The organism is Polynucleobacter sp. AP-Nino-20-G2, from assembly GCF_018688235.1.
In the GTDB taxonomy this organism is placed as follows: domain Bacteria; phylum Pseudomonadota; class Gammaproteobacteria; order Burkholderiales; family Burkholderiaceae; genus Polynucleobacter.
In genome coordinates this window covers 647,956-673,404 of the sequence record NZ_CP061313.1, presented here as the reverse complement: position 1 = coordinate 673,404, position 25,449 = coordinate 647,956, and the positions used below count along the sequence as shown (strand labels likewise).

At 46.9% G+C, this 25,449-nt stretch carries 28 protein-coding genes and 1 tRNA gene; 11 read left to right on the top strand and 18 right to left on the bottom strand.

The annotated features are described in order from the left end of the window. The first annotated feature begins 185 nt into the window (after positions 1-185). Both FD960_RS03465 and FD960_RS03460 read left to right on the top strand, forming a co-directional pair. Positions 186-440, top strand: a complete 255-nt coding sequence (locus tag FD960_RS03465; protein WP_215299932.1) for a hypothetical protein — start codon at positions 186-188, stop codon at positions 438-440. Continuing rightward, positions 437-619, top strand: a complete 183-nt coding sequence (locus FD960_RS03460; protein WP_215299931.1) for a hypothetical protein — start codon at positions 437-439, stop codon at positions 617-619. Before FD960_RS03465 ends, FD960_RS03460 begins: the two co-directional genes overlap by 4 nt. On the opposite strand, the gene FD960_RS03455 is transcribed toward FD960_RS03460, so the two are convergent. Next, the gene (locus FD960_RS03455; protein WP_215299929.1) at positions 606-1,676 is read right to left on the bottom strand and encodes a tyrosine-type recombinase/integrase; all 1,071 of its coding nucleotides are present in this window, start codon (positions 1,674-1,676) and stop codon (positions 606-608) included. The genes FD960_RS03460 and FD960_RS03455 overlap by 14 nt on opposite strands. Before the next feature lie 148 nt (positions 1,677-1,824). Continuing rightward, positions 1,825-1,913: transfer RNA gene (locus FD960_RS03450), tRNA-Leu, on the bottom strand. A 132-nt stretch (positions 1,914-2,045) separates the two neighbouring features. Between FD960_RS03450 and FD960_RS03445 the strand changes: the two genes are divergently transcribed. The 4 genes from FD960_RS03445 (at position 2,046) to purU (ending at position 6,350) form a co-directional block, all read left to right on the top strand. After that, complete coding sequence (locus tag FD960_RS03445) at positions 2,046-4,511, top strand: penicillin acylase family protein (protein WP_215299927.1); 2,466 nt, start codon at positions 2,046-2,048, stop codon at positions 4,509-4,511. Positions 4,512-4,584: 73 nt separating this feature from the next. After that, complete coding sequence (locus FD960_RS03440; protein ID WP_215299925.1) at positions 4,585-4,989, top strand: surface-adhesin E family protein; 405 nt, start codon at positions 4,585-4,587, stop codon at positions 4,987-4,989. Between the two features lie 52 nt (positions 4,990-5,041). After that, entirely contained in the window at positions 5,042-5,401 is a 360-nt protein-coding gene (locus FD960_RS03435) for a hypothetical protein (RefSeq protein ID WP_215299923.1), read from the top strand. Between the two features lie 94 nt (positions 5,402-5,495). Next, positions 5,496-6,350: a formyltetrahydrofolate deformylase gene (purU, locus tag FD960_RS03430; RefSeq protein WP_215299921.1), complete on the top strand. Its 855-nt coding sequence runs from the start codon at positions 5,496-5,498 to the stop codon at positions 6,348-6,350. On the opposite strand, the gene soxA is transcribed toward purU, so the two are convergent. From soxA to FD960_RS03400, 6 genes are read right to left on the bottom strand one after another with little or no spacing between them, the layout of a single operon-like run. Next, a complete protein-coding gene (gene soxA, locus FD960_RS03425) occupies positions 6,347-7,132 on the bottom strand; it encodes a sulfur oxidation c-type cytochrome SoxA (RefSeq protein WP_251369838.1) in 786 nt (261 codons plus the stop codon). The genes purU and soxA overlap by 4 nt on opposite strands. Continuing rightward, the gene (locus tag FD960_RS03420; RefSeq protein WP_215299919.1) at positions 7,129-7,458 is read right to left on the bottom strand and encodes a thiosulfate oxidation carrier complex protein SoxZ; all 330 of its coding nucleotides are present in this window, start codon (positions 7,456-7,458) and stop codon (positions 7,129-7,131) included. The genes soxA and FD960_RS03420 overlap by 4 nt, the downstream gene beginning before the upstream one ends. After that, entirely contained in the window at positions 7,455-7,940 is a 486-nt protein-coding gene (locus tag FD960_RS03415) for a SoxY-related AACIE arm protein (protein ID WP_215299917.1), read from the bottom strand. The genes FD960_RS03420 and FD960_RS03415 overlap by 4 nt, the downstream gene beginning before the upstream one ends. A gap of 24 nt (positions 7,941-7,964) precedes the next feature. After that, complete coding sequence (gene soxX / locus FD960_RS03410) at positions 7,965-8,420, bottom strand: sulfur oxidation c-type cytochrome SoxX (protein WP_215299915.1); 456 nt, start codon at positions 8,418-8,420, stop codon at positions 7,965-7,967. A 40-nt stretch (positions 8,421-8,460) separates the two neighbouring features. Next, positions 8,461-10,692, bottom strand: a complete 2,232-nt coding sequence (locus FD960_RS03405; RefSeq protein ID WP_215299913.1) for a xanthine dehydrogenase family protein molybdopterin-binding subunit — start codon at positions 10,690-10,692, stop codon at positions 8,461-8,463. Between the two features lie 9 nt (positions 10,693-10,701). Next, positions 10,702-11,151 (bottom strand): (2Fe-2S)-binding protein, encoded by a 450-nt coding sequence (locus FD960_RS03400; RefSeq protein ID WP_215299911.1) that lies wholly within the window; start codon positions 11,149-11,151, stop codon positions 10,702-10,704. Positions 11,152-11,279: 128 nt separating this feature from the next. Here FD960_RS03400 and FD960_RS03395 point away from each other — a divergent pair, with 128 nt between their 5' ends. Together FD960_RS03395 and FD960_RS03390 are read left to right on the top strand one after the other, a co-directional pair. Next, positions 11,280-11,630: a CidA/LrgA family protein gene (locus FD960_RS03395; RefSeq protein ID WP_215299909.1), complete on the top strand. Its 351-nt coding sequence runs from the start codon at positions 11,280-11,282 to the stop codon at positions 11,628-11,630. Next, positions 11,630-12,358 (top strand): LrgB family protein, encoded by a 729-nt coding sequence (locus tag FD960_RS03390; RefSeq protein ID WP_215299908.1) that lies wholly within the window; start codon positions 11,630-11,632, stop codon positions 12,356-12,358. The genes FD960_RS03395 and FD960_RS03390 overlap by 1 nt, the downstream gene beginning before the upstream one ends. A gap of 21 nt (positions 12,359-12,379) precedes the next feature. Here the strand turns inward: FD960_RS03390 and FD960_RS03385 are convergent, their stop codons facing one another. Beyond that, positions 12,380-13,729 carry an aminotransferase class III-fold pyridoxal phosphate-dependent enzyme gene (locus FD960_RS03385; protein WP_215299907.1) on the bottom strand — a complete coding sequence of 450 codons (1,350 nt, stop codon included), beginning with the start codon at positions 13,727-13,729 and terminating at the stop codon, positions 12,380-12,382. Between the two features lie 89 nt (positions 13,730-13,818). Here FD960_RS03385 and FD960_RS03380 point away from each other — a divergent pair, with 89 nt between their 5' ends. Together FD960_RS03380 and FD960_RS03375 are read left to right on the top strand one after the other, a co-directional pair. Then, positions 13,819-14,808, top strand: coding sequence for a tripartite tricarboxylate transporter substrate binding protein (locus tag FD960_RS03380; RefSeq protein ID WP_215299905.1), 990 nt, complete (start codon positions 13,819-13,821; stop codon positions 14,806-14,808). 45 nt (positions 14,809-14,853) lie between these two features. Next, positions 14,854-16,443 carry a gamma-glutamyltransferase family protein gene (locus FD960_RS03375; RefSeq protein WP_215299903.1) on the top strand — a complete coding sequence of 530 codons (1,590 nt, stop codon included), beginning with the start codon at positions 14,854-14,856 and terminating at the stop codon, positions 16,441-16,443. Positions 16,444-16,447: 4 nt separating this feature from the next. Here FD960_RS03375 and FD960_RS03370 read toward each other — a convergent pair whose 3' ends face one another. From FD960_RS03370 to FD960_RS03345, 6 genes are read right to left on the bottom strand one after another with little or no spacing between them, the layout of a single operon-like run. Then, entirely contained in the window at positions 16,448-16,768 is a 321-nt protein-coding gene (locus FD960_RS03370) for a type II toxin-antitoxin system PemK/MazF family toxin (RefSeq protein WP_215300577.1), read from the bottom strand. A gap of 5 nt (positions 16,769-16,773) precedes the next feature. Next, positions 16,774-17,034, bottom strand: a complete 261-nt coding sequence (locus FD960_RS03365; RefSeq protein ID WP_215299902.1) for an AbrB/MazE/SpoVT family DNA-binding domain-containing protein — start codon at positions 17,032-17,034, stop codon at positions 16,774-16,776. A 54-nt stretch (positions 17,035-17,088) separates the two neighbouring features. After that, positions 17,089-18,414: an ATP-dependent RecD-like DNA helicase gene (locus FD960_RS03360; RefSeq protein WP_215299900.1), complete on the bottom strand. Its 1,326-nt coding sequence runs from the start codon at positions 18,412-18,414 to the stop codon at positions 17,089-17,091. Positions 18,415-18,433: 19 nt separating this feature from the next. After that, positions 18,434-19,204, bottom strand: coding sequence for an SUMF1/EgtB/PvdO family nonheme iron enzyme (locus tag FD960_RS03355; protein WP_215299898.1), 771 nt, complete (start codon positions 19,202-19,204; stop codon positions 18,434-18,436). A gap of 8 nt (positions 19,205-19,212) precedes the next feature. Beyond that, complete coding sequence (locus FD960_RS03350; protein ID WP_215299896.1) at positions 19,213-20,766, bottom strand: sensor domain-containing diguanylate cyclase; 1,554 nt, start codon at positions 20,764-20,766, stop codon at positions 19,213-19,215. Beyond that, a complete protein-coding gene (locus tag FD960_RS03345) occupies positions 20,763-22,019 on the bottom strand; it encodes an HD-GYP domain-containing protein (RefSeq protein ID WP_215299894.1) in 1,257 nt (418 codons plus the stop codon). The genes FD960_RS03350 and FD960_RS03345 overlap by 4 nt, the downstream gene beginning before the upstream one ends. 226 nt (positions 22,020-22,245) lie before the next feature. Between FD960_RS03345 and FD960_RS03340 the strand changes: the two genes are divergently transcribed. Further along, positions 22,246-22,680: a TadE/TadG family type IV pilus assembly protein gene (locus FD960_RS03340; RefSeq protein WP_215299892.1), complete on the top strand. Its 435-nt coding sequence runs from the start codon at positions 22,246-22,248 to the stop codon at positions 22,678-22,680. Between the two features lie 23 nt (positions 22,681-22,703). Here the strand turns inward: FD960_RS03340 and FD960_RS03335 are convergent, their stop codons facing one another. From FD960_RS03335 to FD960_RS03325, 3 genes are read right to left on the bottom strand one after another with little or no spacing between them, the layout of a single operon-like run. Continuing rightward, positions 22,704-23,900: a pilus assembly protein TadG-related protein gene (locus tag FD960_RS03335; protein ID WP_215299890.1), complete on the bottom strand. Its 1,197-nt coding sequence runs from the start codon at positions 23,898-23,900 to the stop codon at positions 22,704-22,706. 40 nt (positions 23,901-23,940) lie between these two features. Then, positions 23,941-24,393: a zinc ribbon domain-containing protein gene (locus tag FD960_RS03330; RefSeq protein ID WP_215299888.1), complete on the bottom strand. Its 453-nt coding sequence runs from the start codon at positions 24,391-24,393 to the stop codon at positions 23,941-23,943. A 28-nt stretch (positions 24,394-24,421) separates the two neighbouring features. Next, positions 24,422-25,441: an acyltransferase gene (locus FD960_RS03325; RefSeq protein WP_215299886.1), complete on the bottom strand. Its 1,020-nt coding sequence runs from the start codon at positions 25,439-25,441 to the stop codon at positions 24,422-24,424. Between the last annotated feature and the right edge of the window lie 8 nt (positions 25,442-25,449).

Sequence of the window (25,449 nt, the reverse complement as noted above, 5' to 3'; positions counted from 1 at the left end):
GATGCAGAGCATAAAAGTGCTAAAGAAAACGATTTAACTTTTATTTGGTTCAATGTAGGAATTACTTTTCGGTGGGGTGAAAGATGATTGAATCGGTAACTATTATTTGCGAGACGATTATGTTTATTGCAGCACTAGTATTTTTTTATTTTCTCATTACAAGGATGTAAATTATGGCAAATGAAATGACTGAATTTGCTATTTCATTGAATGACAAACCGCTTGAGGAAATGTTAATCATGATGACGCGCCATGGAAAGCCAAGAGTGTCTCAGATGAGTGATGGTGCTTGGTTTTCTTGCGTTGAAATGCGCGTTGCATCTAAGGGTGTTAGTTTTGATGTGCAAAGTGACTTTAACTGCTCTACTCCGTCCATTGCAGCAAAACAATGTTTAACTAGGATCATGGAAACGCTTAGTAAATATGGAGTGAAAGTATGACTACTTTTACCAGCGAAGATAGAGAAATGGCTGCAAAGCATACCCATCCAGAAAAAATAACAGATGAGGAAATATTACAAGTAATGATAAATGTATATTCCGATACTGTTCCACCTATTAGGGGTGTTGAATTTGCTAGAGCAATACTAAGAAAGGCACAAGAGGTCAATCCAATCTAGCAGCGACATCTTCAGGGTCCGGATTATAGTAATCAAGTGCTCGATTCATATCTGTCCAACCAAAAATTTTGCACATATCAAATACGGCTTGCTGAGCGCTAATATCTTTGTTGCTTTTGAAGGTTTTAGCAATCCATGTAGCAGCCGTATGCTTGGTGTCATGAAATGTAAAAGTTTTCCTCTTATCAATTTCATGATCTGGCAGGCGAACAGTTAAGCCCACTTCTTCTCGAATATCTCTAAATCTAGCATCTAGCGTTTGAGACTTTAAAGCAAAAACCAATTTCTTATCAAACCCGCGCATTTTTTCAATGATGCGTACCGCTTTCTTGGAGAGGGGCACATCACGGCCAATACCTTTGCGCCGACCTACTTTATCGAGCTCGATGACAACATAACGTGGGTAGACATTCTCCCAGGTCAAACCAGTCATATCTCCAGCACGCATGCCAGTGCGCAAGGCCAGTAAAAAGCAGACAGCTATTGCATGAATAGTCCCCGTAGCATGAGGCGCAGCTGGATGGTAATCCATGCCTCTTAGCATGCGCTTGATTTCTGAGCGAGTAATAAGACGATCTCGCGGTGCAGGCTCTTGAGGCTTTTTGACATCCTTAATGGGGTTTTCTTTAATCCACTTCCATTCTTTGCGCACCACCTCCATCATGGCAGAGAGAATGCCAAACTCACGCAAGACAGTGCCAGGCTTGACAGTCTTTAACCGCTCATCTCGAAAAATACCAAAGTCCTCCGTGGTGACTTGGCCAACCTTTTTATCTAAGGGTAGCCATTGGGGCTGGGCTAAAAAAGCATTAATACGCACTTTTTCCCAGCGAGCGCCTGTATTGCGATCAGTGATCTCATCTCGATATTTCTCAAGCGCATTTCGCAGGGTATGTTTTTCGCCAGGGGAAAGCGTTTTTTCAACGATAATCGATTGCTCTTGATCGTGAGCCCAAGCCATCGCTTCCCGCTTGGTGGGAAAGGTTTTACTCTTGCGAATGCCTTTAAGCTCGATCTGAGCTTGATAACCTTTACTGGTTTTTTTGATGTACGCCATGAGGGTTGATGTCGGGATTTCGGTCGGGATTTTGTCGGGATTGGGGTTCTAATTTGCTCTTTTATAACAGAATCAACTAGAACAGACAACCCGTAAACCCTTGTATTTACTGACTTTTACTTTTTAGTGGGAATTAAAAAGTAATCTTTGGTGCCCGAGGCCGGAATCGAACCGGCACGACTTTTTTGAGTCGGCAGATTTTAAATCTGCTGTGTCTACCGATTTCACCACTCGGGCTTGCGCGAGCAGTAAAGCCACGCCAATAAATCAAGACAAGCAAAATTTTAGCATGTGGGGGCCAGAATGTAGCGGAAGCTCGGTTACATCAAGGTTCTGCTCCAGCCCAGACAAACCCACTAAACTATTGCCATGAAAATACCAGCCCCCAGCTCAGGCCTCAAAACCCTATTCAGGGGCATCCTTTGGGTCGGGTCGGCGGCGCTTTTGCTGCTGGTTGCGCTTGGATTGACCTACCTGCTCTCAGCCCATAGCAGCCCATCAGGCAAACGCACCATCAAAAGCCTGGGCGACTCTGTTGTCATTACTTTTGATGCCAGCGATATCCCTCATATACAAGCCAAGACATCGACTGACGCACTATTTGCCTTGGGCTACTTGCATGCAAGTGAGCGCTCTTGGCAGATGGAGATTAATCGCAGACTGGCCAGTGGACGCCTCTCGGAAATCCTCGGAAAAGAAACGGTTTCCATCGACCGCTTCATTCGCACCCTAGGCATTAAGCATGCTGCCGAACAACAATTTGATCGTTACCCCATCGCCACCAAGAGATTGCTACAAGCCTATGCAGATGGGGTGAATGCCGGCAATGCCCATTTGGGTTGGGCCCTTCCAGTGGAATATTTTTTGACTGGATCAAAACCGGGGAATTGGTCCCCCACTGATAGCGTGGCATGGATGCTGATGATGGCGCTCGATCTCGGCGGTAACTGGAATAAAGAATTGCAGCGCCTCGAACTCTCTCAGTTTCTGACGACCAAACAAGTTTGGGAAATTGTGCAGCCGTACAACGAGGGCGAGCTGGTTACCAATGTGGATTTCGCCAAGATGTACCACGATATTGGGGTCTTCAATCAAAACCCTCAACCCAAAAATCTAAAGTCAAAGAAACTACCTTCCACTGAACTCACCTTAAATGAAGTCCCTGGCGGTAAAGATGGTATTGGCTCCAATAACTGGGCTTTAAGCGGCAAACTCACCTCTACCGGAAAGCCCCTGCTTGCAAACGATCCACACTTAGGATTATCAGCACCAGCTGTTTGGTACTTCGCCCACCTTGAAGCCCCTGGACTAAATGTGATTGGGGGAACATTGCCTGGTATTCCAGCGGTGGTACTCGGTAGAACAGATAAGTTTGCCTGGAGCTTCACCAATACCGGACCAGATGTGCAGGATTTATACATTGAGCAACTAGACCAAAAAAATCCTGGGCAATATCGCGGTCCAGACGGACCTCTCGCATTTAAAGTTCGTCAAGAAATGATTGATATCAAGGGCGAGCCTCCCTTACGCTTTTTAGTGAAAGAGACTAGGCACGGCCCCGTCATTTCGGATTCCTATGAGACTGCAAAGCGCGCCATTGATACCCAACGCTTTGCTTTAGCATTACGCTGGACAGCGCTGGATGTAGAAAATCAATCTGTCGCAGGATTGATAGAAATGAATCAAGCTAAAGACCTCAGTACTTTTGAGCAAGCCCTACGAAAAAATTACGCCCCCATGCAAAACGTTGTGATGGCCGATATCGAGGGCAACATTGCTTATCAAGCCGCAGGAGTTGCACCCAAGCGCACCCTTCATCAAGGCCTCTATGGCGTTGCACCAGCCCTTGGCTGGGAAAGGCAATATGACTGGCAAGGCTATGTACCGTTTGACCATCTCCCAAGTAGCCGCAACCCAGAGTCTGGTTGGATTGCTACTGCCAATCAAAAAATTCTTGCTAGCAATGATCCCAATCCTTTGACTGCTGACTGGGATCTGCCCACACGCTACGATCGAATCGTTGAACTCATTAAATCAAGATCCACTCATGATTTTGACTCCATGAAATCCATGCAAGCGGATACACTTTCTTTGGGGGCAACGCCTCTACTGGAGCTATTTAAATCTAGTCAGCCAAAACATTCGCTAGGTCAACAAGCGCTAGAACTGAGCAAGAACTTTGATGGTGATATGCGAGCTGATAGTACTGCTGCGTTAATTTTTAATGCCTGGGCTGACCAGTTGACGCAGAAAGTCTTTTCTCGTCTGGGATATTTATTTTCAGAAAACTATGGTCCCCGGAACTTTAGACAGCCTTTACTAAGTCAGCTAAAAAATCCGAATAGCCCCTGGTGCGACAATCCCAAAACCGAACAGATAGAAACTTGCGCAGAAGCATCCAATGCTGCATTCGATCAAGCCCTGGAACAACTCAGCAAGCAATATGGAAGCAATCCTAAAAATTGGGTTTGGGGAAATGCCCACATTGCCGTTTCCGAACACCGCCCATTAAGCAAGATTCCATTACTGGGAAGTCTTTTCAACCTCTCTCAACCCTTCCCGGGAGATAGCTTTTCGATCAACGTGGGTCGCCTCGAACTCTTTAAGGCGGACAACCCGTTTGAAACCAAGCAAGCTCCAAGCTTAAGAACCTTGTACGATCTTTCGAATCTAGAGCAGTCGCTCTTCATATACCAATCCGGCCAATCTGGCTGGGTTCAAAGCAAGCTTTATCGCAATATGAGCGCGCTCTGGGCTAAAAATGAATATCTGCCCCTACAAATGAAGCCCGAGAAAGTTAACCGACAGCTTGAGCTAAGCATTAAGGAAAAATAGACTTATGCAGTTTAAAATGAGTTTTCGTAACCGCGCCGTACACCCAATCCACTTAACCGATATGTGACGCACCATGAAAAAAATCTACGCACTAGCCATCCTCGCCCTTACTACCCTCCCCGTGACCAATGCTTTTGCTGAATGGAAAGAATTGGGATCAAATGAGTTAATGGTGGTGTATGTTGATTTAGACACCATTAAAGATACTGGTGAAAAAGCACAAATTCTCTCAATGCTCGATTTTAAAAAACCTGGCGCTAATCCAAAAACGAAGCAGCCCGTCAGCTCCATTATTGGTATCAATGAGTACAACTGCCCCGCAATCAGTTATCGCCCAATTGAATATAAGGAATTTTCCGGAAATAAAGGTTCGGGGAAAGTTGTCTCAGATAACAAAACACCAAATAGCGAATTCGAGCCTGTCATCAATGAATCTTGGACTGCGGGTGTTTTTAATGTTGTTTGCGTTCGCAAGTAAACAAACCACTCTATTAAGCAGATCGAGTCGCCAGATTCGGTCTGCTTTTTTTATGCTCATCCACCCCGTGGTGGGCGGTCTCATTCTTGGCACCATGCTTTGTGGCTGTGCCGCACCGTTGGTCGCCCTAGGCAGCTCTACTACCGCAGCCGCTAGCTCTGCAGGAACAGCAGCTGCGTCTGTAGCTGTAGCCAACCCTAGCACTGCAGCCAGCATCCTCTCTACCGCCACTACTGGCAAATCCCCTTTAGAGCACGCCGCCTCGGCCGCCACCAAGCAAGATTGCAATTTCTTGAATGCGCTGGGACCAAAGCCTATTTGCGTGGATATCCCCATTCCACCAATCCACGACCTCAGCGAGCCCTACCTTGGCCCAGCAGATATCGCACCTCCCCACTCGCCTCAAATGTAGTCAACCCGCTCTAAATAGCCCAAATTGAGGCTTATAAGCTTAAGCAGTCTAAAATTAGGGCTTGTAAGCAATCTTATTTAGATCCATCGAAGCCATGACCACAGAAAACTATTACCTCACACTCACCTGCCCTAATCGTCCAGGCATCGTTGCCGCAGTCTCAACCTACATCTTTGAATTAGGCGGCGATATTGAGGAGGCACAGCAATTTGACGACAAAGCCTCTAAGCGCTTCTTCATGCGTGTGAGCTTTAGCTGCAGTGCGGATGTCAACACTCTCAAAGCTGGCTTTGTTGAGATTGCCAAACGCTTTGATCTGACCTGGGATCTGCGCGCCGTCAAAGAATTAAAGCGTGTACTAATCATGGCATCCAAGTTAGATCATTGCCTGGTCGACCTGTTATATCGCTGGCGCATTGGTGAATTACCGATGATTATTTGCGGCATTGTTTCTAATCATCCGCGCGATGTATACGCTAGCATTGATTTTGCTGACATTCCTTTTTATCACCTCCCAGTAACGCCAGATACCAAGCCGGCACAAGAAGCTAAATTACTAGAGATCGTTGCCGACTCTAAAGTGGATATGGTGATCTTGGCCCGCTATATGCAAATTCTGTCAGACGATCTCTCTACCAAACTTTCAGGACGATGCATCAACGTTCACCATTCATTCTTGCCAAGTTTTAAAGGTGCTAAGCCTTACCACCAAGCGCATGCCCGTGGCATTAAGCTGATTGGCGCAACAGCCCACTTTGTGACGAGTGATTTGGATGAAGGCCCAATCATCGAACAAGACGTTACTCGCGTAACCCATGGCGATACCCCTGAAGATTTGGTTCGTAAGGGCCGCGATCTGGAGCGCACCGTACTATCTCGCGCCCTACGCTACTACCTACATGATCGCGTACTGATTAACGGCGCTACTTCCGTAGTCTTCTCAGATTAAGGTCTCACCCCTGGAGATTCCAGGGGCATTCCTCTCGCACGCCACATCAAAAATAGTTCTAGCTGAGCCATTTCTATAGAGCCGTATTCAAATTGCTTGGCCCGCACGCCACTCATGCAATTGCGTAAACGTCTTTGCAAAGATCCCAGCGTCTGCCACTCAATACGATAGATGGGATATGCGGTAGGATGTCCTTGCGGAATCAAGCTGCCGCCCAACCTCAATCCAGCCCTCTCTTGATGGCATTGTGCGCAGGATAAATTCAGTTGACCCATTCTTTCATTGAAAAAGATTTTGCCCTGCTTGAGGTCTTGTGAGTTTTGAGATGTTTCTCGAATGGCAATGGGCAAGCCCTTAGATTGAGTGGCGACGAACGCTGTTAAAGCCAAAAGTTCTTTGCTTTCATAGGCCAATGGCAAAAGCCCTTGGCGCGAGCTACGGCATTGATTGATTTGCCCTTCAAGGGTTTGTAGCTTTCCTTGTATTACTTTTGGAAATTGAGCTGCGACACCCTTCATGCTATTTCCTGAATCTCCGTGGCATGAAGCGCAAGCTTGATTACTCTTTCCCGCTTTTTCTTTCCAGAGGCTGTGACCGTCCATTACCCAAAACATCGCCGGGTTCAAGTTTGGATCATCCTGCATGGCCTTATTTTCAGAGGTCATCAAATCATAACTAGACTGACGGACATCCTTCTGGGGATTCGCCGCAAAAGCAAGATTCAGGCTGGTAAAAAGAAAAACGGCGCTCCACCAGCGAATACAAAAGATAGTCAATTTCACGTGACAGTAATTTGCGCCTGATTCACCGCCTCATAGCCATCATCACCGACCCAATGAAACTCCAATGTGCCAGATGCAATCGCGACAGTAGTAAAAATAATCAGCGGGTTAGCGCCGATACCAGGATAAAAATCGGCCTTGAATACTTCTTCGCCGTTATAGAGACAGGTAAAGGCCCGAATAATATCTCTGGGTACGCGCTTGCCATCTTCCGTATAGCGAAAACCTGTTTCCATATCATGCTGAGCGATCGCGCGAATCTCAATAATGGAATCTTTTTTTGCCTGTGAAGGCATCGTAATAGCGGTGCGAGAAGTTTTACTCATACCAACTCCGTACAAGCAGACAAGGTAACTAAAGTATCGGCATAGGTTTGCCAAAAGCTGCCATCACTCATTTGCGCAATTGCCCAAACTCGCTGCGAATCCGCTAAACGCACACGGGTAGTGACATCGGCCCGACCCGATCGGGGTGTGAAATAAGCGGTGAAAATATTGGGTAGTGGATTACCTTCGGCAATGATATGCACTGCTTTGACGTAGTCGCTTGAAGTCATAGGACTCTCGATGCTCACTTTGAGAACCACTAAATTCCCACTCTCTACTAGAGGCGGAATAATCAGTTTGACTCGTCCATCTCGGACCGGACTAGAACCCACGATCTTGGTAATTGCCTCCATCGCCTCAGGTTTTTTGGCTATCGCCATCAAAGGCATCATCCAACTAGAGATGCCCAAGACTCCAAGCGCGCTCATATAAAGACGGCGCCCAAGGTTTGGAATATCGCTACGCTTATTTGGCTGCGTCATTTCTCTATCCTTAAGTTTTGCATCCTACTGAACCGCCTTGGTTTTCATACTCACCAAAAAAGCGACTACATCCTCAATCTCTTGACCACTCAATATAGGCTCGCCAATAAACTTCGGTGCAACTTGATTTAAACCTTCAGTTTTGAAATAGGCAGGCATGATGCTAGATGCATTAAAACGACTGGGATCCACAAGCCGCGCTCTCAGCTGGGCAGCCGATAAGCGCGCCACGCTGATACCCAAATCTGGCGCTAAATTTCCTTGGAAGCGCTCCTCTGGAAAAGGTCCACTATGACACAACAAACACAAGCCAACTTGACGATTACCAACAATGGCACGACCTTTAGAGGCATCTCCAGGAACTACTGTCAGGGGCTCGGCAATCGAATCCCCGTCCCAAGCCGGAGTTTGTGACCAGGCCGAATGAGCCAGAAAAAGAGTCAGCATTCCCAGCAACACCGCCGCCAGCTTGCCACTCATTTCCTGCTCATTCCTTATTGCCTGACCATAGACTCATTCATTAAACCAATTTAATCCCACTATTTTTCAATGGCACAGTACGCAAACGCTTACCAGTGGCACGATAGATAGCATTCAATACTGCTGGTGCCGCTACAGCGATGGTTGGCTCACCAACGCCACCCCATTCTTTGCCGCCACCTTGAATGATGATGGTTTCAACCTTAGGCATTTGTGAGAGACGAATCGAGTTGAAGGTGTCAAAGTTCTTCTGCACAACCGCGCCCTTCTCCAAGGTAATTTCTTCCTCAAAGAGTGCAGACAAACCATACACAAACGATCCGGACACTTGGCGAGCAACCTGAGCAGGATTGACTACATAACCTGGGTCAGTGGCCGCAACAATTCGATGAATCTTCACTTCATTGTCTTTAGTAACTGACAGCTCGCACGCAGCGGCGACATAACTACCGAACGATCTCATCTGCGCCACTCCACGGAAGACTCCCGGTTTAGCTGGCTTGGTCCAACCAATTCCATCAGCAACCGCATTCAAAACCGCTATGGCACGTGGATACTGCTGCATATGTTTGCGGCGGAACTCCACAGCATCAACGCCAGCAGCTTCAGCCATCTCATCCATGAATGTCTCAAGGAATACCGCATTTTGGTTCACGTTCACGCCGCGCCAGAATCCAGGTGGCACATGTGTATTGCGCATCGCATGATCAATGTTCAGATTCTGGAAGCTGTATGTAATGCCATGCTCACCAGAGGGATCCAAACCTTGGAACACTAAAGGATCTTTACCTTTATTTGCAGCCAAGACTGCTGGACGGACTGATGCCAAAATAGATTGGCCTGAGAGTCGCATATTGAGGCCGGTAATATTTTTCTGATCGTCTAATCCCGCAGTCAATTTACACATCATTACGGGGTGATAACGACCCTGAGTCATATCCTCTGCGCGAGTCCAAATCAACTTAATTGGAGTGCCTGGCATTTGCTTGGCGATATTGACCGCTTGGGTTGTGTAGTCCTGGAATGCGCCACGACGACCAAAACCACCGCCCAAGTTGACCTTATACACATTGCACTTTTCTGCAGGCAAGCCTGAAGCCGCAATCACAGCAGCTAAAGACGCTTCACCGTCTTGAGTAGGAACCCATGCTTCACAAGAGTCTGCAGTCCACTTCGCGGTAGCGGTTTGTGGCTCTAAAGTAGCGTGGTTTAAAAATGGATAGAAATACGTTGCCTCAATCGTTTTAGATGATTTTGCGATAGCCTCTTTAGCATCGCCATTAGCGTTGCCCACGAAAGCATCATTCGCAGTCAGACCTTCTTCCAACATCTTCTTAATAGAAGCGCTTGAGACATTGGCATTGGCACCATCATCCCAAACAATACTCACGGCATCCATGCCAGTTTTTGCCTGCCAAAAAGTATCGGCAACCACGGCCACCGCTGAATCACCAACCTGCACAACCTTCTTCACCCCCTTCATGCTGGAGGCCTTTGATGCATCAAAGCTCTTCACCTTGCCGCCAAAGACAGGGCACTCTTGAATAGTAGCGACCAACATACCTGGTAATTTGAGGTCGATAGCATAAATCTGTCTGCCAGTGACCTTGTCGGATACGCCATCAATACGATTGACTGACTTACCAATTAAAGTCCATTCCTTAGGATCTTTTAAAGGGATCTCTTTTGGCACTTCAAGCTGAGATGCGGCAACAGAAACTTTGCCGAAAGTAGTTTTGCGCCCAGAAGGTGTGTGTGTAATTACACTATCTTTGGCAATGCACTCTGATGCTGGAACGCCCCACTGACTTGCGGCAGCCTCTACCAACATCATGCGCGCCGCTGCACCACCCTTGCGAACATATTGCTCGGATGTGCGAATTCCTCGACTACCACCAGTGGAGTAACTACCCCATGCTTGCTTGCGCTTTAAGCTCTCTGCAGGAGATGGGTACTCATAAGAGACCTTCTTCCAGTCGCATTGCAATTCTTCAGCAACCATTTGCGCTAAGCCAGTAATGGTTCCCTGCCCCATCTCGGAGCGCACAATGCGAACAACAATGTCATCATTGGGCTTCACCACTACCCAAACGCCAATCTCAGGCGTAGCCAAAGGTGCCATTGAAGTAGTACCAGTCCCCATTGCTGCATTCGCTGCGGAAATAAAAGGGAACTCAAAACCAATCGCCAAGCCAGCACCAATGGCGCTAGCACCCACTACGAAATTGCGACGGGAAGTATTTAAAGTTGCTGTATTGAGATTTTTAGTCATGATTGCTCCTTATGCCTTGCTCACGGCATGAATTGCATCACGCACTTGTTGGAAGGTTCCGCAACGGCAGATATTGGTTACCGCAGCTTCAATCTGTTCATCGGTAGGTTTAGGATTGTTACGCAACAAAGCAGTGGTTGCCATAACCATGCCAGACTGGCAGTAGCCACATTGTGGAACTTGATTATCAACCCAGGCTTTTTGAACCTTAGAGAGTTGACCATTCTTCTCCAAGCTCTCGATCGTTTCAATCTTCTTACCTTCAGCGGCACTTACCGGAATAGAGCAGCTACGAATCGCCTGCCCTTCGAAAAGCACTGTGCAAGCACCGCACTGACCAACTCCACAGCCATACTTGGTGCCGGTCAAACCTATCTGCTCACGAATAATCCACAATAACGGGGTATCGGGATCGGCATCCACCTTGTATTTTTTGCCGTTGATGTTTAAGTCAGCCATGAGCGCTCTCCTGTGCGTTATCTGTATTGAGACTTTATCGATAAAGCCCCTGCTTTTGTTGTGATTATCTTAACCAAAAAATGATTTATTGCGATGCAACATATATTGCGGGGCAGTAAGATCGGAGCATGATCTCCGGTCTCGTCCAAATCCTGTTTTTTCAAAGCCTCGGCGAACTCATTTCCAAGTTCGCACTGCCCACTTTGCCAGGGCCCGTCATTGGCCTGGTGCTACTCATTGTTTGGCTCATGCTCCGCAAAGGGATTAACCACGACCTAGCCACAGTAGCTGATGGCTTTAGCCAATATTTTGGTCTTCTATTTGTGCCAGCGGCAGTTGGTGTCGTCCTCTTCCTCCCTCAACTGAAGGCAAATGCTTTAGCTATTGTCAGTGCCTTGGTTGCCAGCGTCGTTCTAACCATAGCCACTAGTGCAATAGTCGTTCGTTTTTTGAGTGCTAAATCCCGCGAGGTGGATTGATGAGCGAAAAACACTCCATCGTTGAAATTTGGGTTTACTTATCTGGCAGCCCCCTATTTGCACTATTCATCACTCTGGCCGCTTATCAAATCGGATTATGGGTCTATAAAAACACCAAACAAAATCCATTGGCCAACCCAGTGGCGATTGCCATCATTTTGGTTGCTAGCGTGATTCAGTTGATTGAGATGCCTTATTCCACCTACTTTGAAGGTGCGCAGTTTATTCACTTCCTATTAGGCTCTGCCACGGTATCCCTGGCTATTCCTATTTATAGGGGTCTTAGCAGCCTCAAGGGGCGCTCTATCCCCTTACTTGCCTCTTTGCTTGCCGGCGGCTTGGTCTCGATTGTCAGCGCCGTCAATATCGCCAAATTATTTGGTGCTGACTCCAGCATTACCGGAGCAATGTATCCGAAGTCAGTCACCGCACCAATTGCAATGGGTATTGCCGAGCGTATTGGGGTATCGCCAACTCTGACAGCCATCTTTGCTGTAACCACCGGAATACTGGGTGCCATTTTGGCACCCTTTATTCTGAATGCCTTAGGTATGAAGGCATGGTGGCAACGTGGCTTTGCCATTGGTATTGGCGCCCATGGCATTGGTACATCGCGCGCATTTAGCATCCACCCGGAGGCTGGAACTTATGCCAGCCTCGCCATGGGGATGAATGGTGTGATCAGCGCCGTTGCCGTTCCTATTCTGTATCACCTATTTAACAAATAGGTACGCTCTGCAAGCTAGGTTTTAGCTGACCTTCATTGCATCATCAATCGCATCACCCAATACGCTTACCAAGAACTCCACTTCAGCGGGGCTTGAGATGAATGGAGGCCCGACCGCAATCGTATCGCCCGTGATGCGCACTAAGGCGCCTCTTTCAATACAAGCTTCCAAAGTTTTCATCGCCCTGAGGCCTGGCTTACCAGGAATAGGCTCGAGATCTACCGCGCCTGAAAGCCCGAAGTTACGAATATCCAATAATCCCGATTTGCCTTTCAGCGCATGCAGTGAATTTTCTAAAACGGGTTCTAAAGCCTTGGCGCGATTCACTAAATCATCTGATTCAAAAATATCCAAGACTGCATGGGCTGCCGCCGTTGGAATTGGATGTCCAGAGTAGGTATAACCATGGAAGAATTCAATAGCCTGCTCCTGTCCACCTTGGGACATGATGGCATCGTATATATCACCGCGCACTAGGACGCCGCCCATTGGAATCACACCATTAGTGATCGCTTTCGCGAAGGTGATCATGTCTGGCGTAACACCAAATCGATCGGCACCAAAATTTGCGCCCAATCGACCAAAGCCCGTGATGACCTCATCAAATATCAACAAGATGCCATGCTTGGTGCAAATATCCCGAATCTTTTGCAGATACCCCTGTGGCGGAACAATCACACCAGTAGACCCTTGCACCGGCTCCAAGATGACTGCCGCGATCGTATTCGCATCATGTAAAGCCACAATGTTTTCTAACTCATCAGCTAAGTGAGCACCCCAAGTAGGCTGCCCTTTAGAAAACGCCATCTGCGAGAGGTTAAATGTATGGGGCAAGTGATCCACTCCGGGCATCATCATGTTGGCAAACGATTTTCTGTTGGCAACAATGCCTCCCACAGAAATCCCGCCGATACCCACACCGTGATAAGCCCGCTCTCTTCCAATCATTCGAAAGCGCGATGCGTTTCCTAAGGCACGATGGTAGGCAATGGCAATCTTCAGAGCGGTATCAACCGCCTCAGATCCAGAGTTAGTAAAAAATACTTTACTCAAACCTTCTGGTGCCATTTGAACAATTCGACTGGCTAATGTAAATGTCGCTTCACTAGCCATCTGAAATGCTGGGCAATAGTCCATGGTTTCGTATTGCTTCTGAATCGCTGCACCAATACGCGGATCACCATGCCCCAAAGGAGAGCACCACAGGCCCGAAAGTCCATCAAATAGCTTTCGGCCATGATCATCAAAGTAGTAAGCTCCTTTGGCTGACTGCATTACCTTAGGGTGCTGATGAAAGTAACGATTTGGGGTGTATGGCAACCAATATGCCGACATGTCAATAGAAGCTGGAACCTTTGGTGCTGCAGTCATATTTGTCTCGATGGATGTTTGTCATTTGTCGCACACCCTTTGGTGTGATTTCCAATACTATATTACTTATTAACCCACTGGAATTTGAAATGAATACCTCAAAATATCTGTCACGACTATTCCTCGGCCTATCCACACTGGTGATCCTCTGTGGGTCGGCACTTGCTGCACCAGATAGCGACTGGCCCAAGAAACCCATCGTGGCAATACTCTCCTTTCCAGCGGGTGGCTCTACCGACGCCTTTGCACGCGCGGTAGCAGTACCATTGGGAGAATCGCTCGGCCAATCCGTTGTCATTGAAAACAAACCTGGTGCAGGGGGAATGATTGGCCTGGGTGCGGCAGCAAAGGCCGCTCCTGATGGCTACACCATTCACATTAGCGCAATGACCAATCAATCGATTTCTCAAGCGCTCTTTAAAAATCCACCAGCTGACCTCACTAAAGACTTTGTGCCAGTCGCATTAATTGGGACCGTGCCTCACTTAATTGTGGTGAACCCTACAGTGCCCGCAAAAAACTTACCGGAACTGATTGCCTTCATTAAGTCGAAGAAGGGAAACTTTAATTACGCCTCTCAGGGTAATGGCAGTCTTTCTCATCTAGAAGCAACCATGTTCATGCAGCGGATCGGCGCGACAGGAACACACATCCCATACAAAGGCAGCTCTTTTGCGTTACCTGACCTCATCGCAGGAAACACGCTGATGATGTTTGATAGCGTGACTGCCTCCCTACCTCATATTCAAAGTGGAAAGCTTCGCCCCATCGCTATTGCGGCGGCAGAACGTTCCCCGCTCATGCCTACCGTTCCAACTTTAGGACAGGATGGCATGAAGCAATTTGATGTAGAAAATTTTTATGCAATCTATGCGCCTAAGGGCACTTCACCTGTGATCGTTGCAAAGCTTGAAAAAGAAATTCGGAAAATTTTGACCAACCCCGATTTCAAAGCGCGTCTAGCAAATCAAGGCATCCACCCCCAATTTGCTAATTCAGAGCAATTACAGGCCATTACCCAAAGCGAGCAAGATAAGTGGGCAAAAGCAGTAAAGTCAGCAGACGTTAAAATTGATTGAGCACATACCAGCTTCAAATAGCCACTTTTAGAATAGATTAATCCCATGCTTATTTCCCCTCCTTTTGGTGGCGGCCGCGCGCCCGTCCTTGCAAAGAATGCTGTGGCCAGTTCCCAGCCACTCGCCACTCAGGCTGGCATTGAGGCACTTCAAAGCGGAGGTAATGCTGTCGATGCAGCTCTTGCTACGGCCATCACCCTCACTGTTGTAGAGCCTACGATGAATGGCTTAGGTGGCGATGGCTTTGCATTGATTTGGGATGGTAAAAAGCTACATGGAATGAATGCATCTGGCAGAGCGCCGGCAGCATGGACGCCAGAATATTTCGCCGGCAAAACTGCGATGGATCTGATTGGGTGGAATACCGTTACCGTGCCTGGCATGGTATCTGGGTGGATTGAACTCTCTCGCAAATTTGGCAAACTCCCATTTGCGCAACTCTTTAAGCGTGCAATTGACTATGCCGAGAACGGCTTTCCAGTTTCACCAGTCATTGCGCGCCAATGGCGCGAGGCCATTCCGATTCTGAAAAATCAGCCGGGCTTTGTTGAATCATTTTTGATTGATGGCAAAGCACCTACTGCCGGCCAAATCTGGCGCTACCCCGCTCAAGCCAAAACGCTTCGTGAGATAGCCGATACTGAAGGAGAATCCTTCTATAAGGGCACTCTTGCCCAATCCATGGTCGACTTTGCCCAAAGTACTGGGGGCTGTTTCACGATGGCGGATTTCGCAGCTAACAAAACTGAATGGGTTGAGCCTTTAGCCTTTGACTATGGCGATTACACCCTTCATGAAATTCCTCCAAACGGTTCCGGCATTGTGGCGCAAATGGCTCTGGGAATTTTGCAAGCAGCTAATGTGAAGCAATACCCCGCCAACTCTGCGCAACGCATTCACTTGCAAGTAGAGGCGATGCGCATCGCTTTTGCCGATGCTTATGCGCATGTATCAGATGCCAACACCATGAAAGTGCCTACTAGCGCCTTATTGGATAGAGACTATTTAGCAGGTCGCGCCGCCCTCATTGATCATCAACACGCTGGAAGCTATGGCGCCGGAGATCCACATGCGGGAGGCACGGTGTATCTTTGCGCCGCCGATGAATCCGGCATGATCATTTCTTATATTCAATCAAACTTCAAAGGCTTTGGCTCAGGTGTCGTTGCCCCTGGTGGCATTGCTTTCCATAACCGTGGCATGAGCTTTAGCTTGGTTGAGGGTCACCCCAATCAAGTCGCCCCTGGAAAGCGGCCTTTCCACACTATCATCCCGGCGTTCTTAACAAAAGGCGAACAACCCGCAATGGCGTTTGGTGTGATGGGCGGCAATATGCAGCCCCAGGGTCATATTCAGTTTGTAATGCGCTTTGTTGATGAGTATCTCAATCCACAAGCCTGCTCTGATGCGCCACGCTGGAGAATTGATGACTTAGGTAAGCTCACAGTGGAAGCCTCAATGCCTACCGCAGTAGTTGAAGGCCTTAAAGCAATGGGGCATGAAGTTGCTGTGATGCCAGCCAACAGCCTAGACTTTGGTAGCGCACAAGCTATTGCATTGCTCGATGAAAATACTAGCGCTGCGTATATCGCCGGTAGCGATCATCGCCGCGATGGATTAGCGGCTGGGTTCTAAGTCGTTAAAACGTAAAAGTAGCCTGCAAAACCTCAAGGCTGGCTACTAGTGTTTTATTGCTGACAGCACCTAGCCTCTTAACAAGCCGGGCCTTATCAATCGTGCGGATTTGATCGAGTAGCACCAACCCTTTTTTTCCGTCATGTGTAATTGGCACTCGGTAGGAGGCTTGTCGACCTTTGGTGGTCATCGGCGCAACAATGACTGTTCGCAAAAAATCATGCATTTCTTGCGGAGACACAACAACACAAGGTCGAGTCTTTTTAATCTCACTGCCAAGAGTTGGGTCTAGATCAATTAACCAGATATCGCCGCGAGAAACAATACTTTTTACCAAGCCCAATCCCCATCAGCTTCGTTCATAAAATCGCCCATCACCAGTTGATCTTCGCCAGCCTCGGCAATTGCCCTAGAATCCTCAGCCCAGCCTTCACGAGGATTTTTTTTAGGCTTACTCAAGACGAGTTTGTTGCCTTCAATAACTAAATCCGCTGAATCATCGAGGCCAACCTGTTCAAGAATAGCCTTAGGAATAACCACTCCACGAGAATTGCCTATCTGGCGAATTTGAAGATGTAGCTGTTTTTTCATAGTAATAACAATGTTATAACAATGTACAGCCGAAGTCAATCCAAGGATTGACGCCTAATTGGGGAGGCAGCTCAAATAGAAACGCTTGACCTCTTGATCGCAACTCACGTCCTTAGGCTGAATAGGCCGCTCTAGAGTGATGCCCTCAATAGAGGTGCAGCGACTGAGGGCCACATAGACTTGGCCGGAGGCAAATGCCCCTGAAGAGAGGTCTACTTTAATCTTGTCGAGTGTCTTACCTTGACTCTTATGAATAGTGACGGCCCAAGCAAGCATTAATGGAATCTGCACAAAGGTACCGATGATGTTCGGGGAGATTTTCCCGGACATCATGTCGTGATCGTATCGATACGATTCCCACTGATGTCCTTTCACCTCTACTGTATTAGAGTAAGGTCCGTTTTGTACCATCACCTTCACGGTATTGGGCAGCAGTTCCCGTACAACTCCAATAGTGCCATTTACCCAACGCTTCGGAAAGTTGCTATCAGTGGCGGTAAACATTACCTTTGCCCCGACCTTCAGGGTGAGATGATTTGGTGATGGCAAATTGCGATCATCTACGTTGAATTTGCCAGTGCTATTACCCGCATAAACCTTTGCGTCGCTTGTTAAAGCCCTTAATCCAGCATTATTGATTTGATCAGCGCGTGCGTTAGTTGTAGTTAATGTGATGGTTTGATCATCAACTTCTCTTTTAACCTCGTAACATACTGCATTTAAGGTATCCAGCGCTTCATCAATATCTTGATTAATGCGGATCTGATTTAACAAGCCTGCAAAATGCGCGTCCTTCTGGCGGAATATCTTGGATAACTCCACCATGGTGACATCCTTGCGATGCAAGGCCATGGCGCAAAAGAAATAAGGCCCTTCGTAGCCACGCTCCGCTAACACCTGCATATCAGCGTTAGAAACCACGGGAGGCAACTGAAATAAGTCACCCACAAACATGATCTGGATTCCGCCAAATGGTTGACTTTTATGCGGGCCATTGGCGCGCAAGAACAAGTCTATTGCATCAACCACATCCGCTCTCACCATCGATATCTCATCAATGATGAGCAAACGAATATCTTGATATAGGCGCTTATCCTTGAGAGGCTTAATATCTTCCTCTGGAAAAATTAAGCGAGGCGGCAGGCGAAAGAAAGAGTGAATCGTGACACCCTTGACCTGGAGTGCCGCTACGCCAGTCGGCGCAACGACAACAACATTTCCGGGAATATGTTCACGCAGATAACCAATCAGCGTAGTTTTACCCGTACCCGCTTTACCACTGACAAAGATATAAGGGTCATGACGCTCGATGGCATCAATGACCTCCTGATATTCAGGGGTGATTTCAATGGCGGATGGGTCGACTACGGGATTGGTCATCCCCTATTGTTTCATGGGATTAACTAACGCAGCGAAAGCCTATATAAACCACGCCAATATCAGCTGGCTTAGACTCTACATCAGACTCTTTTTGCCTTTCTGGACCATACCACCAGGAGGCGCCACGGGTAATGAATCTGCCATTACGCTCAGTAGATGTCCACTCCCAAACATTGCCACCCATATCGAATAAGCCATTCACACCTGGCTTGGTAGTGCCAGTAGGTACATGACCAGTACCGCGGTTTAATGCACCCGCTGGGGCTACACCTTTGTAGTTGCCGCAGCCGCTGAGGCAATGGGAGACCTCTGGGGTTGCTCCACCCGGAAACGGATAACGTTGACCCCTGGTGAAGCCAGCTGGAGGGAGTTCTCTTTGCTCCAGAAAGGCAGCTGAAGTCCATTCATCATCCGTAGGTAAACGCTTGCCATAGAAGCGGCAAACAGCCGCAGCTTCAGCTTGATTTAGATGCACTGCAGGCTCGCTCACTTTTGCAGGAACACCATAAGGAGCTTTCCAAGTCCAGCCGGGTTTCTTCACAAAACCAGCCTCATAAGAAAGTCCGCCGCCGTTTTTCTCGGCCTGACTCATAAAACCGGTGGCATCGGCAAAGGCTTTGACATCGGCTATCGTCATCTCGGTTTGATCCCAGGAGAGATTACCCACCGTCATAACGGGACTAGTGGATGCTGGAGCGCTAGTTGCAGCAACTGGTCTCAACATGAAATACAAAGTAATAATTGAGAGCAGTAAGCCAAAGGGAATAGACAGAAAATCGAATTTTTTCATAAAACCAATTAAGCCAAATCTACTAAGGCAGCTTTCAGAACATCCTCACCAAATACTTTAATTTGATTTCTGCCGGAAGACTTTGCTTCATACATCGCCACGTCAGCATTATTAATTAAATCGGTCTCATTTTCGCCATGCTCAGGATATAAGGCCACTCCGATGCTAGCGCTGGTAGAAAGACTGATTCCCTCCACCTCAATGGGCTCAGATAACGCTAGACGAATTTTTTCAGCCACCTGAACTGCCCGGTCTTCAGTATCAATACCAGGCAATATCAAAACAAATTCATCCCCACCTAATCGACCAACCGTATCAGACTCTCGAACACATTCACGCATTCTCCGAGCAACCTCTTTCAACAATGAATCACCCGCATTATGGCTATAGACATCATTGATCGTTTTCAAATTATCCAGATCAACAAACAAAATAGCCAATTTGGTTTGATGTCTTTTACATACTGCGAGAGCCTGCTGCAAGCGATCAGAAAATAGAGTTCTATTTGGTAATTCCGTTAATACATCATGATGTGCACGATATTGCGTTTCCGCATTACGGCGATAGGCACGAAGTAAAAGATACGTACCAATCGCTAAAGCAATCAGGCTGAGCCCTGTCGCCATAAAGACGCCAATCGCGTTTTTATTGAGATTCGCTAAATAGAGTGTCTCCGGCACAACGGCGCCCACAATCAATGGGTAGCCCTTCACGGCCCTGTAAGACAACATACGTTCAACCGGCGCATCGTTTTGGCGTGCAAATCCAGGGCCAGAACCAAAGATCACGCCACCATTGACATTCACATTTGCCAAGGAATCATCAATAAAAGTATTTGGATTGGTTTTGCCAATCAAATTCTCAACCAATGGCCAGCGCGTTAAGAGCGTCTTATCTTTGCGATAGAGGGTTAAAGCCGCTCCCTCTCCTAGGTTCCCACCAATTCGCTCATAAAGTGAAGAAAACACCTCAACAGAAACGCCTACCAGCACCACACCTAAAAATTGGCCATTCTTGCCATTTACCCTGCGAGCCAGATAAAACACCCACTTACCGTTGCCCTTGTTCCGCACAGGAGTGCTGTAGTAAGTGTCTAGATCATTATTTTCACTGAGGTACTTAAAGTAATCACGATCAGCTAGACTTATCGGCGGGGGCGGGTAAGAACGGGAAAAATTCAGAACCTTGCCATCTGCCGCGACAAAGGTGCTCACATCCAAAATCGAATTAGAGCTAGTGCGCTCTTGGAGTAGATCAAACTGCGCTTTTTTACTCGCAAACTCTTGATAATCTTTTTCGTCACCAATCTTGGCTCGATCTAGAATCTCAATGACACTTGATAAGGCTGTGTTAGCTGAGAACATGGTTTGGGAGGTATGCTCCGCCAAAATGATTGTTAAGTTGGCCAGCTGATCAGCTCGATCCTGAATACTATTTTTACGTAATAAGTAGGTTGAAACTAAAGCATTGATGAAAAAAATTGCAGCTAACGCCACTGCTGCTAGCAAAATTAAACGCGTATTGCGCTTAATGTTGGAGTCGGATTCAAAACTGATCGTCATTTTTCATCCCTGTATAAATCAGCAATGCGTACAAAATTATCCCGCTCCATCATGAATGCCTCAACGATTGCAGGATCAAAACGCGTCCCTTTTAATCGAGCAATTTCTGCACAAGCATCTGCATGCGACCACTTATCTTTGTAAACGCGTTCGCTGACCAAAGCGTCATACATATCCGCAATAGACATAATGCGCGCAGCGAGCGGAATATCCAGACCATGAAGGCCTCTTGGGTAGCCCGACCCATCCCAGCATTCATGATGACCACCGGCAATCTTGATTGCCATGTCCAGCACCTTAGTATGGCGAGCATCCTCCACCATTGCCGCCCGCAATACATCCTCACCAAGAGAAGCATGTGTCTTCATGATCACCCACTCTTCATCAGATAAGGATCCATTTTTCTTGAGAATATTATCTGGAATACCAACCTTACCAATATCATGCAATGGCGCAGCTTTCGACATCTCATCAATTGCCGCTTCTGTTAGCTCTTGCTTATAAAAACCCATTGCTCGAAGTCTTGTAGCAATGAGTTGCACATACTGCTTGGTGCGAAGAATATGGTTTCCAGTTTCGTTATCGCGCACCATAGAGAGTGCATTTAAGCTATGCAGCATCCCGTCTTCAATTGCATGCGCACTTCTTAGATGCTCCTGCATCAACTTCTCAAGATAGTAGTTGGTAATCAAAATGCAAACCATCAGATTCGACAGGAATGAGGAAATGCGCAATGAGAACCCTAAAGTATCCTCTTGATATAAGCTTGTTAACCCAGCATCAGGATTCATCAGAATCAGTACAGAACGCAAAATACGGGTGCTTAATTGAAAAAACTCAACCGCAATGAGTAATTTAATCTGATAAGCGCACTCCTTTTTCGCAATTGAAAACAAAGTGCTTAATTGCCAGATAGAGATTGCGGCCAATCCAATATTCATTAAGTGAATACGATCTTGCGTAGTCCCCGAATTTAGCAAGTAAAGATAAATGCTCGATACACCAACAAACCAAATACTTGAAAAAAGTGTTTTGCTTAAGGTCAGAGAGTTATTCCACTGACTAAACAACAACGAGATACACAAGGCTCCAGCAACAAGAGATAAATTAGCGATTGCCAAGATAGGCTTGCCAGCCCAAGGCGCAATGAAAAAAGCTAAAGAGGATGCAGCAAACAAACCCAAAGCAGATGGCCAGTAAAGCACCCGATATTGATCTTTTTGATTACCTTTACCCCAAAAAAAGGAGGCCATTAACCCTAAAAAGGTAATTAATGTTGCAAAGTAAAAAGTTTGGTTTGCTAAGAGCATCCGATAGGAAAAGGTAGAGGGTGAAATCGATCCTAGAATATATATGAATCAATGTCTTATCGTACCAGCATACTAGGGGGTAAATTAGTAAAAATCAGGGATACCGCTATATTTTTCTCGAAAAAACTAAGTCAATTGAGCTAATATTACTTATAGAAATGAGATCAAAATGCGCAATCCACTAATTCGCTTTAAAAAACATGAAGACGGCGTCGCCGCAGTCGAGTTTGCCCTCATTCTGCCGCTATTGATGATGATAGTTTTTGGCATCATCAACTATGGTATTTTGCTATACGACCAAGCCGTCATCACCAATGCAGCCCGTGAGGGCGCTCGCTGGGGTGCGATCAATACTTCCGCCTCTATTAGCTGCGCAGGAACGGCAACCGGTACCGCCGACCCTTGTCAAATAGCCAACAGCTACACCCAAGCCAACCTCATTACCTTTGGTGGCGCAACCACTTCTACCTCAACAGCAACGGGCGCCGGAACATCAGGAACCACAGTCACTGTGACGGTGAGTTACACCTTCACTCAGATCGGCTGGATTATTGGCAATACAAGCAATGCCCTAACAGCCACCGCTGTGATGTATCACGAGTGATGACTTCAGGCAGGGTCTAAATACTACTGCACCAAGATAGTTGTCCCAGAACCCAGATTCAAATTCTGACAAGGGTCAACCGATGTTTGCGCAGTCATATTACCGTTCAGGCGAACTGAACTGAGATACAGACTACCGGTAACGGACAAGGATGTTGGTGTGCCACTAAAAGTGAGGTCTGTATTGGGCAACTGCACCTTACCCGTTAAATTCACAGTATTCCCGGAACCACTCACCGTCCAAGTCTGATAAGTATTCGTTAGCGATAAAGGCTGATAGATCACCATGCCCCCACCCGCTGTTCCGCAAGTGGAGCCACCGGAGCTACTATTCAAGTTAACATTGCCACTGAGGCTGAGCGGTTGATCAGCGCCGATGATGAGCGTTACACCGGCACCAGATAACGATTTTCCATTGCTATTTAGGCCGCCATTAAAATAATAAGTGCCTGCCGCTAGAGTATTGCTTGCGCAATTGAGGGTAACGCCAGAGGAGTAAGTGCCAGGCTGGAAGGCGCCTAAGTTACCGACACAGGCAGGAGCTGTTTGTGCAGCTGGCGATGAAGGCGGCGTATATGGTGCCGGGGACGGTAACGGCGCACTTGTGGTGTTTACTGCCGGAGTACATGTGCCACAGCTGGCCGTGGAATTGTTATAGGCAGTGATAGTTGCATTGGGTGATGTGGCATTGATGCCCGATTGATTTGTAGTGGTAATGCCGCCTCCAATAGCAATCGATCCATTAGTAACTAACATAATATTAGTACCATTTGCGCTAAAGTTACCGCGTACGATCATAGCGTCTGATGCAGCCCGCTTGCCGGCAATGGCCGTTTTACTCAAATTGAGAGCATTAAATCCAAACAGAGGCAAAAAAAACGTATTCCAATTCGTGCTTGCAACTGCCTGAACACAATTATTTTGAGTAACTGGATTTGGGCAAGCCACAGGATTGGTAGTGACTACAGTAAATCCGTATGGGTTGGTTAGCGGAAATTGATCGCCTCCACTGGTACAAGTTGAGTACGTTCTAGCACAAGCTAGCGCCTCCGCATCAGCGACAGACTGCAACTGGGCTTGACGCATGTAAGCAAAGCCGAAATCTACTGCAAATGCAGCAAAGCCCAATAGCACAACTAGAAGAATCGCAAAAAATGGGAGAACTGCACCACTCTCGTCATCATCAGTTTGATGCGTTTTACCGAATTCATTATTCGCCATGGTTCATGTTACCCCTAGTAATTTGCACTATGCAAGCCCATTAATCAGGCAAGGATCGACTGGTCAGATAAAAGACTAGAAATCCAAAGAAAAAATAAAACAAATAAGATCCAGCTACTAAAGACTCTACTGTGTAGGACCTCAGTAAACGTGGTTGCACAACAAGATAAATGAGTGGAGAGGTAATAAGGGTAAAAATTAAAGAGTAAAGCGCAGCCAATCCAATCGCCTCAAGAATAGTCTGAAGACGCCCTTTTATTTGCTTCTGAATAATGTCGTCCTTGTATTGGGGCGAACTAAATAGTTTTTTTTGCTCCTGCTCAGCCAGTTCAGCATGACTCAAGTATTGCCGCATTGCCTCTGATTGAATCAGAGCCTCTTTAGGTGTCTTTGCATATCCATGTAAACCATAAAAGATCGGGGATCCGCAATGAGCGCAGTTACGAAGTACGACTTGAGAATCGATTGAGGCCCCACAAAATGGACAATTCATGTGATGTTGACCCCGCTGATTGAATGCTTCATTTCACCACCCCAAGATAACGTCGCCCCAATAGATGGGATGGCTTTTCAATTAAGAAATAAAAGAGTATGGACATCAATAGCGCAATAAAAATAATCGCAATCCAATTCAAATAAGAATTGAAATGGATAGGTAAGACAATAAACATTGGGATGCTAAGCACATGCATGAGATAAATTGAATATGCTCCCACTCCTAGTGGGCTTAAAAGTCGATAGAAAGCTCCCACATGCTTTTGCGCAATTTCAGCATAAAGCCAGCAATAAATGATTGGGCTAAAGAGTAAAAATGAATACTTGGTATTCAGAAAGAATAGGCTTGGAAAATCAGGAATTACATCGTCCAAAAAACTCAATATTGGTAGACCAAACCCCAAAATGATGATGAATGCTCTCAACATCCCAACACGCGAGAAGCGTGGCGCCCGCTTTGCAGCAATCGATTGCGCAAGTAAGCAACCCAGCAACCAGATAGGAAAAGCCAAGACCGCCGTTGCAATCCAAGATGCAGAGCCCTCGAAATAAAAGAAGTTGCCATGATTGTGATCAGGAAGTAATGCCGTCAGTAAAGCCAGCGGGATGGCGAATAGCAATACACGTAAAATACCAATACGAGCAAACAAAAGTCGCAAGAAGGGATACATCAAGTAGTAAATCATCTCGCAATAAAGTGACCATAAGATCTTGTCTAAATTAGCCTGCAGCACCCAAGATAGCAAGCCGGCGAAAAAAAGTGGGATAGCAATTCGACAAAATCTCGAAATCAAAAAGTCAGAAGTATGAAAAAGCTTGCCTGAAACATACGGTAGATGAATACAAAGTCCAGAAATAACGAAAAAAATCATTACAGCCCAGCCGCCATCGCTCATGCCCAGTGTTAGTAGAACCTGCAGTGCCGAAGGAAGCGCGGAGAGCGGCGGCTGAATATGTCCAATCATTACGTACAAAGCACATAAACAACGTATTGCATCAATCGCATTCAGATGGGGTATTCGGGGGACCGATTGAATATGCTGCATTGATTCAC